Here is an 8743-nt window from a genome sequence, read left to right as displayed (position 1 = left end):
CGCCGGGTGGCGTGCCGGTGGTGATCAGGTCGCCCGGCTCCAGCGTCATGAAACGGCTCAGGTAACTGACCAGCTGGGCCACCGTGAAGATCATGGTGCGGGTGTTGCCGGTCTGCTGGCGTTCACCGTTCACGTCGAGCCACATCGAGAGGTCTTGCGGGTCGCCGACCTCGTCGGCGCTCACAAGCCACGGGCCGATGGGGCCGAAGGTGTCGCATCCCTTGCCCTTGTCCCAGGTGCCGCCACGCTCGAGCTGGTACTCGCGTTCCGACACATCGTTGATTGTGCAGTAGCCCGCCACGTGGTTCAGGGCATCGGCCTCGCTGACATAGCGGGCGCGGGTGCCGATCACCACCCCTAGTTCCACCTCCCAGTCGCTCTTGACCGAGCCCTGCGGCAACACGACCGGGTGATTGCAGCCCACGGCCGAGTCGACCGTCTTGGTGAAGACAATCGGTTCCTTGGGGATCGGCATGTTCGCTTCGGCGGCGTGGTCCGCGTAGTTCAGACCGATGGCAATGAACTTGCGCATGCCGGTCCATGGCACGGCCAGACGGCCCTGTGGGACGATGGGCAAGGTGCTGGCATCGAGGCTGCGCAGGGCCGCCATGCCGGGCTGGGACAAGGTGCCGGGGACGATGTCGGGCAGCACCGGGCTGAGGTCGCGAACCGTGCCGTCCGTATGCAGCAGTGCGGGCTTTTCTTGGCCCTTGGGGCCGTGGCGAAGCAGTTTCATGGTTGAATTGGGAGCTTAGTTGGACCAACCGCCGTCAATGATCTGGGCGGTACCTGTTGTGAAAGAGGATTCGTCGCTGGCCAGGTAGACGGCCAAGGCCGCAATTTCTTCGGCTCGCCCCAGGCGAGCCATGGGCTGGCGCTCCACGAAGCCCGCCTCGACCTGGGCGAGCGTCTGGCCGGTGGCTTGTGCCTGGGCCGTGATGCGCTCCAGCAGCGACGGTGACATCACCGTGCCGGGACAAATGGCATTGCATCGGATCCCTTTGCCGACAAAGTCGGCAGCGACGGCTTTGGTCAGGCCGATGACGGCGGCCTTGGTGGTGCCGTACACGAATCGGTTGGGGGCGCCTTTGATGCTCCCCGCGACGGATGCCACATTGATGATGGACCCGTCGCCTCGCTCCAGCATGCCTGGCAGGAAGGCCCTGATTGTGCGAAATTGGGCGCGCACGTTGAGGTCGAATGCAAACGTCCACTCGTCTTCCGTGCACTCGAGCAGGTTGCCTGCGTGGACGAAGCCTGCCGCATTGAAGAGCACGTCAACCGGGCCTGCAGCCTCTGCTACGTCGCGAATGGCCTGGGCATCGGTGACATCCAGGACGTGGGTGCCGCAAGCAATTTCCTGGCGCAAGGAAGCTAGTGCCTCCTGGTTGATATCCGTCGCGATCACGCGCGCGCCCTGCGCGGCGAAAGCGATCGCAGTCGCTCTGCCGATGCCTTGTCCGGCCGCGGTGACGAAGGTGGTTTTTCCAGCCAGTCGGAGTGTCATGACGATGCTTCGAGTGAGTTCAGGGGTTGCTTTGGGCACTGAAACGCCGTGCTGTTCAGCGCGGAACGAGCAGCTTGCTTCCGGGCACGATGTCGCGTCGATGGGTAAACGGTCCGGTCAGATCACCTTGCCCGGGTTCAGCAGCGCCTGCGGATCGAGCGCCTTCTTGATGACTCGCATCAGCTCGATCTCCTCGGGCGAGCGCGCATGGCCAAGCCATTGGCGCTTGAGGGTGCCGATGCCGTGCTCGGCCGAGACCGTGCCGCCGTACTCACGCACCAGGCCGTACACAATGCCGTCGACCAGTGCCTTGGGCTGCTCTGCCGCGCCAGGCTGATAGACGATGATATGCAGATTGCCGTCGCCGATGTGGCCGTAGAACAGGGCCCGGACGCTGGGGATGCGGGCATGGAGTACCTCGCGGCAGCGGCGCGCGTAGTCGTCCATGCGAGCCACMGGCAGGCCGATGTCAAAGGCCAGGTGGCCTGGCCACAGCGGGTGCAGTTCGCCGCTGGCATCGCGGATGCGCCAGAACGCGCGGCCGTCGGCCAGCGACTGCGCGAGTGCCGCATTGGAAACCACGCCCGACTCCAGCAGACCGCCCAACCAAGCCTCGAAGCGCTGCGCGTCGTGCACTGGGTCGGTTCCCAGCGCCTCGACCAGCACGTAGGCGCCGTGGGCYGTGTCGTCGCCCTCGAGGGGGTCCCGCACCCCTGGGGCCTGGGTGGTGGCGAACTGCCAGTAGTCGGGCCACATGACCTCGAAGGCCGAAAGTAGCGGCCCCAGGTTCTGGCGCGCCGAGTTCAGCAGCGTCAGMACGTTGTCGTAGTCCTTGGCGGCGCAGATCGCCACCATGGCCGAGGCCGGCTTGGGGAACATCCTGRGTACCACCCGTGTGATGATGCCCAGCGTGCCCTCGCTGCCGATGAACAGGTGCTTGAGGTCGAAGCCCGCGTTGTTCTTGATCATCTTGTTGAGGCTGGTGACCACGGTGCCATTCGGCAGCACCACCTCGATGCCCAGCACCATCTCGCGCGCCATGCCGTAGCGGATCACGCGGTTACCGCCGGCATTGGTCGACAGGTTGCCGCCAATCGCGCACGAGCCGCGTGCGCCCAGGTCCAGCGGGCAGAAGAAGCCGGMGGCGGTGGCAGCCTGCTGGATGGTCTCCAGGGGGGTGCCAGCCAGCGCGGTCATGGTGGCCGAGGCCGAATCGACCTCCTCGATGCCCGCCATGCGTTCCAGCGACAGGGCCACCTGACCCGCCGAGGCGCGCGCGCCACCGCACAGGCCGGTTAGCCCGCCTTGGGGCACCACGCCCACGCCGTGTTCATGGCAGATGCGCACCGCGGCGGCCACCCCTGCCGTGTCGGCGGGGCGAACCACGGCCAGGGGGCGGCTGGCCGGCAGGCCGCTGTAGTCGTTGTGGTTGCGCACCGGCACGTCGTTGCCGGCGAGCACGGCCAGCGGGCCCAGCTCGGCAAGCAGGGCATCGATGACCGAAGAGGATTGAGGGGTCTGGTTCATGGCAGGAATCGGAGTGAATATAAGCAATCTGCAAACTGGGGGGCGGCGCGGTCATTGAGCCAACCTGGGGCCCGATCGACCGCGTGCCTCACCCCACGAACCACCGCAGCGGTGCCATCACGGTCTGCGGGAAGGCCACCATGATGAACAGTACGGCGAACTCGGCCAGCATGAAGGGCAACACGCCCTTGGTGACTTCGTCCATCTTCATGCGGCCCACGCCGGCCACCACGTTGAGGATGGTGCCCACCGGCGGCGTGATCAGGCCGATCGAGTTGTTGATGATGAACAGCACGCCGAAATAGATCGGGTCGATGCCGGCAGCCTTGATGACCGGCATCAGCACTGGGGTCATGATCAGGATGGTCGGCGTCATGTCCATCGCAGTGCCGACCAGCATCACCAGCACCATGATCGCGATCAGCAGCAGGGTCTGGTTGTCCATGAAGGGCTTGAGCAGTTCCACCATCTGGGCCGGCAGGTTGGCCACGGTGATGAGCCACGATGACACCATCGCGGCGGCCACCAGGAACATGACCACAGCGGTGGTCTTGGCCGCCGTGGTGAAGATCGGGAGCAGTGCGCTCAGCGGCAGCTCACGGTACACCACACTGGCCACGAACAGCGAGTACACGGCGGCCACCACCGCGGCCTCGGTCGGGGTGAAGACGCCCATGCGCAGGCCCACCAGGATGAACACCGGCAGCATCAGCGCCCAGAGGGATTMGCGTGCACATTGCCAGATTTCAGCCTTGGTCTTTTTCTCGGGCAGGACCAGGTCTTCCTTGCGGCCGAGCCACCACCAGGCCGCAGCCAGGCCGACGCCGATCATGACGCCAGGGAAGATGCCGGCAATGAACAGCTTGCTGATCGAGACGTTGGCGGTGACGCCGAAGATCACGAAGCCGATGCTTGGGGGGATGATCGGGCCGATCACGCCGGAGGCCGCGATCAGGCCACCCGAAACTTCTTTCTTGTGGCCTGCCTTGATCATCATCGGCAGCAGCAGCGCGGTCAGCGCTGCGGCGTCCGCCACGGCGGAGCCCGACAGGGCCGACAGCAGGCAGGCGGCCAGAATCACCACATAGCCCAGGCCACCCTTGACATGGCCGACGATCGCCAGCGCGAAGTTCACGATGCGCTGCGAGAGGCCGCCGACGTTCATGATTTCGCCCGCCAGCATAAAGAAAGGCACGGCCAGCAACGGGAAACTGTCGGCGCCATTGATGAAGTTCTGCGCCAGGATCTGCGCGTCGAACAGGTCGAGATGCCACATCAGGGCCACGCCGCTGGCCAGCAGCGCGTAGGCGATCGGAATGCCGAGCGCCATGGCGCCGGTGAGGCCGCCGAGAAAGATCAGTACGGTCATGTTGAGGTCTCCGGTTCTTTTTCTTGTTTCTTATCTGCGTGAGTGAGGCAGCGGCGTGTCGCCCAGGGGGGAGTGGCTTTGCGAGCCGCCGGCAGCGCTCTCGCGCGCTAGCTCGGCCTGGAGGGCCTCGAGCTCGGCCTGTTCCTCGGACTCCTTGACCATCACCAGCTCTTCATCGCTGAGCTGGCCGGTCAGCGCGCGCAGCAATTGCAGCATCAGCAGGAAGCCGGCGCAGACCGAGAACGCTACCCCCGAGCTGTAAAAGATGGCCACCGAGGCCCCGGTGACCGGCGCTTGCACGTCCCAATTGATCTTGGCCTGTTGCCAGCTACCGTCGAAGAACAGCCAGGTGATGTAGAGCATGAGCAGGTGACCCAGTACCAGGCAGACCTTTTTCCCCATTACCGGCAGGCGCGACACGAGCATGTCGGTGCCCAGGTGGGCGTTTTCCTTGATGGCGGCCACGGCGCCCAGGAAGGTGACCCAGACGAACAGCCAGCGCGACAGCTCCTCGCTGATCGCGATGCCAGAATTGAAGGCATAACGCAGCACGACGTTGCCGAAAACCAGCACCACCATGACGGCCAGGGCCAGGGCGATGAGAAGGTTAATGAACCGGCAATACCGGTCGATGAGGGTATTGAGCATAGGTTGTCTCCCTGATGGTCTGCGCCATCAATGCTTATCTTGGAACGGAGAAGGGGGCGACGCCGGCAACCTGGCTGGTGGGCCGGCCGCCAACGCCGACTCAGAGCGCGCGGCCCTGCAGCAGGCCGCGCTCGGCCAGGTTGCCGATGAAGGCGCGCAAGCCAAAGCGCCAGGGGGCGGCGGTCTCGCTGTGTGTCACCCGGTTGTGCAACCCCCCCAGCCAGGCGCTGCGGATGGTGACCACATCGCCGAGCTTGTGGGTGAAGCCGCCGCCGGGCTGGTCGCGGTCTTCAATGGGCGCAAACAGCGTACCCAGGAAGAGCATGAAGCCGTCGGGGTACTGGTGCGCGGCAAGAGTCTGCGCCACCAGGTCGGCCGGGTCGCGGCTGATGCTGCTCATGGTATTGATGCCGCGCAGCTCGAAGCCGTCCGCACCCGCGACGCGCAGGTGCACGGTCTCGCGGCGCACTTCATCCAGACCGAAGCCCGCGTCGAACAGCCGGATGAAGGGACCGATCGCGCAAGAGGCGTTGTTGTCCTTGGCCTTGCCCAGCAGCAGCGCGCTGCGGCCTTCGATGTCGCGCAGGTTGACGTCGTTGCCCAGGGTGGCGCCGACGATGCCGCCGCGGCTGTTTACCGCCAGCACGACTTCCGGTTCGGGGTTGTTCCAGTCCGAGTCGGCACGGATGCCGATGTCCTCGCCGCAGCCCACCGAGGCCAGCACCGGGGCCTTGGTGAAGACCTCGGCGTCCGGGCCGATGCCCACCTCCAGGTATTGCGACCACAGGCCTTTTTGCTGCAGCAGTGCCTTGAGCGCCATTGCCTGCGACGAGCCGGGACGGATGTCGGCCAGGCTTTCGCCGATCAGCGCGATCACCTGGTTGCGCAGGCCCTGGGCGCGGCTGGCGTCGCCCCGCGCCTGTTCCTCGATCACACGCTCTATCAGGCTGGCGGCGAAGGTCACGCCCGCGGCCTTGACGACCTGCAGGTCACAGGGAGCCAGAAGCCAGGGCAACGTCTCGTTGCGGGTGCCCGGCAGGCTGTTGGCCAGCAACTCGTCGACACTGCACAGGCGCCGGCCGGGTGCCCGGCGCGCCGCCTTGGCGGGATGCTCGGTATCGAGCAGCGTGCTCATGGTCGGGTAGTGTTCGCTCAGGTCGAACACGCCCTCTGGGCGCAGGGCGACGACGGCCGGTCCAGGCAGGGCGCCGCCGACCCAGACACGGCCCACCAGGGTGCCCGCAAGGCCGTCATCCGGCAACACCTGGACGTGCTTCACCGTACCGGCCAGCGTGGCCGCTGTCACTTCGCTCATACGATTTCCTTTCAGGTTTCAAGCCGCGGCCCAAGCCGCGCGCCCCGCCCGCGGCGCAGCGCAGCGCTTGCAAGGCAGACGAGGCTCAATGGTTGTGGCGCGGCGTCTTCTCCGCGATGCGCCGGTAGTTCAACGCGAAATCCAGCGTGGCACCGTCGACGAGCTGACCAGTCTTCTCCCGGTACAGCGCTTCCCAGGGGKATTGGCTCTGGGGGATCGGGGGCGCGGGGAGTTCGCGGCGGCGGCGCTCGATCTCTTCGGGAGGCACCAGCGCATCGCAGCGGCCGGCGTTGAGGTCGATGCGGATGAGGTCGCCGCTCTGCAGCCAGCTCAACCCGCCGCCCACCGCGCTCTCGGGCGAGACGTTGAGGATGGAGGGGCTGTCCGCCGTGCCGGACTGGCGGCCGTCGCCCAGGGTCGGCAGGGTCATGATGCCGCGCTGGATCAGGGCGTCGGGCGGCTGCATGTTGACCACCTCGGCCGAACCGGGCCAGCCGATCGGACCGGCGCCACGCATGATCAGGATGCAGCTCTCGTCGATGTCCAGTGCCGGGTCGTTGATGCGCGCATGGTAGTCGTCGGCGCCCTCGAATACCACGGCACGCGCCTCGAAGACGCCCTCTTCGCCTGGGCGGTTCAGGTAGCGCTCGCGGAAACGCTCGGAGATCACCGACGTCTTCAGGATGCCGAAGTCGAACAGATTGCCGCTTAGCACCAGGAAGCCGGCCTTCTCCATCAGCGGCGCATGGAAAGGGAAGATCACCTCGCGATCGCGGGTCTCGCGGCCCTGCAGGTTCTCCGCCACGGTACGGCCGGTGACGCTGAGGCAGTCGCCATGCAGGCGGCCAGCCTGCTGCAGCTCGCACATCAGGGCCGGCACACCGCCGGCGCGGAAGAAGCGCTCGCCCAGGAAGCGGCCCGCTGGCTGCATGTTGAGCAGCAGGGGCAGGTCGTAGGCGTGCTCGGTCCAGTCTTGCGGCCGCAGCTCGACGCCAGCGTGGCGGGCCATGGCCATGATGTGCACCTGCGCGTTGCTGGATCCGCCTGCGCAACTGACCACCGACAAGGCGTTGAGGAAGCTCTCGCGGCTGAGGATGCGCGAGGGGCGCAAGTCCTCGTAGGCCATCTCGACGATGCGCCGGCCGGTCTCGTAGGCGATCTGGCCCCGCTCGCGGTAGGGGGCTGGAATGGCCGCGCAGCCGGGCAGCGACAGGCCCAGGGCCTCGGCCACGGCGTTCATGGTGGAGGCCGTGCCCATGGTGTTGCAGTGGCCCGCCGAGGGCGCGCTGCTGCAGGCGCGCTGCAGGAACTCTTCCTCGTCGATCTCGCCCGCGGCTAGCTGGCGGCGGCTGCGCCAGATCACGGTGCCCGAGCCCACCAGTTCGCCGTTGTGCCAGCCGTCGAGCATGGGTCCGCCGGAGAGCACGATGGCAGGGATGTCGACGGTGGAGGCGGCCATGATGCCAGCAGGCGTGGTCTTGTCACAGCCCGTCGTCAGCACCACGGCGTCGATGGGGTAGCCGTACAGGATTTCCACCAGGCCCAGATAGGCCAGGTTGCGGTCGAGCGCCGCAGTGGGACGGCGGCAGTTCTCGAAGATGGGGTGCACGGGAAATTCCATCGGAATGCCGCCAGCATCGCGGATACCATCGCGCACGCGCCGGGCCAGATCCAGATGGATGCGGTTGCAGGGCGAGAGGTCGCTGCCAGTTTGGGCGATGCCGACGATGGGCCGGCCCGAGCGCAACTCCTCGGGCGTGAGCCCATAGTTCATGAAGCGTTCAAGGTAGAGCGCGGTCATGTCCGAGCGCTCGGGATCGGCGAACCAATCGCGGGAGCGGAAGGCACGGCTGGCTTTCTTGTCCATGTCGAAACCTGTAGCGGAGAAGTCAGGGAGTGGAAGAACGGCGCGTCGCTGCTGCTCCGCGCCTGCGAGGATTATTTCACCGCGACGGAGCTGGTCTTGCGGACCTTGGCCAGCTCGCTCATCAGCTCGTTCGTCGTTTCCTCACCGAACTCCTTGCTGTACTTGGTCAGCACCGGCTGCAGCTTGGCGCGCAGCTTGGCCTGCTCGGCCGGAGGCAATTCGGTGACCTGCATGCCGGCCTTCTTTAGCTCCCCCAGCGCCTTGTCGCCGAAGGCGCGGATGGTCTTGCGCTCATACAACGTGGCCTCGCGCGCGGCCTCTTGCACAATCTTCTGCTCCTGCGGCGACAAGCCGTCCCAGGTCTTCTTGGACATCAGCAGCACCCAAGCGCTGTACATGTGGCGCGACAGCACCAGGTACTTTTGCACCTCGTAGAACTTGCTGGCCAGGATGGTGGCGGTCGGGTTCTCCTGGCCATCCACGGCTGCCTGCTCCATCGCCGAATAGAGC

Annotated in this window: 8 protein-coding genes; all 8 read right to left on the bottom strand. The window is 66.1% G+C overall.

Annotated features, from left to right (window positions below; translation table 11 throughout):
• A partial coding sequence (locus AC1DS3_RS30835) for a fumarylacetoacetate hydrolase family protein (RefSeq protein WP_477128620.1) occupies nucleotides 1–736 on the bottom strand: 736 nt, incomplete at its 3' end.
• A 15-nt stretch (nucleotides 737–751) separates the two neighbouring features.
• Nucleotides 752–1507, bottom strand: a complete 756-nt coding sequence (locus tag AC1DS3_RS30830; RefSeq protein WP_441635311.1) for an SDR family oxidoreductase — start codon at nucleotides 1505–1507, stop codon at nucleotides 752–754.
• Nucleotides 1508–1624: 117 nt separating this feature from the next.
• On the bottom strand, nucleotides 1625–3034 hold the full coding sequence (locus tag AC1DS3_RS30825; protein WP_477128619.1) for an FAD-binding oxidoreductase: 1410 nt from the start codon (nucleotides 3032–3034) through the stop codon (nucleotides 1625–1627).
• 88 nt (nucleotides 3035–3122) lie between these two features.
• Nucleotides 3123–4403 carry a TRAP transporter large permease subunit gene (locus AC1DS3_RS30820; RefSeq protein WP_477128618.1) on the bottom strand — a complete coding sequence of 427 codons (1281 nt, stop codon included), beginning with the start codon at nucleotides 4401–4403 and terminating at the stop codon, nucleotides 3123–3125.
• Nucleotides 4404–4433: 30 nt separating this feature from the next.
• Nucleotides 4434–5051, bottom strand: coding sequence for a TRAP transporter small permease (locus AC1DS3_RS30815; protein WP_441635306.1), 618 nt, complete (start codon nucleotides 5049–5051; stop codon nucleotides 4434–4436).
• 100 nt (nucleotides 5052–5151) lie between these two features.
• Nucleotides 5152–6366, bottom strand: a complete 1215-nt coding sequence (locus AC1DS3_RS30810) for a fumarylacetoacetate hydrolase family protein (RefSeq protein WP_441635304.1) — start codon at nucleotides 6364–6366, stop codon at nucleotides 5152–5154.
• Between the two features lie 85 nt (nucleotides 6367–6451).
• The gene (locus AC1DS3_RS30805; protein WP_477128617.1) at nucleotides 6452–8233 is read right to left on the bottom strand and encodes an IlvD/Edd family dehydratase; all 1782 of its coding nucleotides are present in this window, start codon (nucleotides 8231–8233) and stop codon (nucleotides 6452–6454) included.
• A gap of 71 nt (nucleotides 8234–8304) precedes the next feature.
• On the bottom strand, nucleotides 8305–8743 hold a 439-nt coding region (gene dctP, locus AC1DS3_RS30800; protein ID WP_477128616.1), incomplete at its 5' end, for a TRAP transporter substrate-binding protein DctP.

It is taken from the genome of Cupriavidus sp. 01L46 (genome assembly GCF_056399905.1).
Note: the sequence above shows the minus strand (reverse complement) of the source record. Positions and strands in the feature narration are given on the sequence as shown.

What these genes read in the sequence shown, in the direction of transcription:
- AC1DS3_RS30830 (WP_441635311.1), bottom strand. Translation starts at nt 1,507, where the DNA reads ATGACACTCCGACTGGCTGGAAAAACCACCTTCGTCACCGCGGCCGGA.
- AC1DS3_RS30815 (WP_441635306.1), bottom strand. Translation starts at nt 5,051, where the DNA reads ATGCTCAATACCCTCATCGACCGGTATTGCCGGTTCATTAACCTTCTC.
- AC1DS3_RS30810 (WP_441635304.1), bottom strand. Translation starts at nt 6,366, where the DNA reads ATGAGCGAAGTGACAGCGGCCACGCTGGCCGGTACGGTGAAGCACGTC.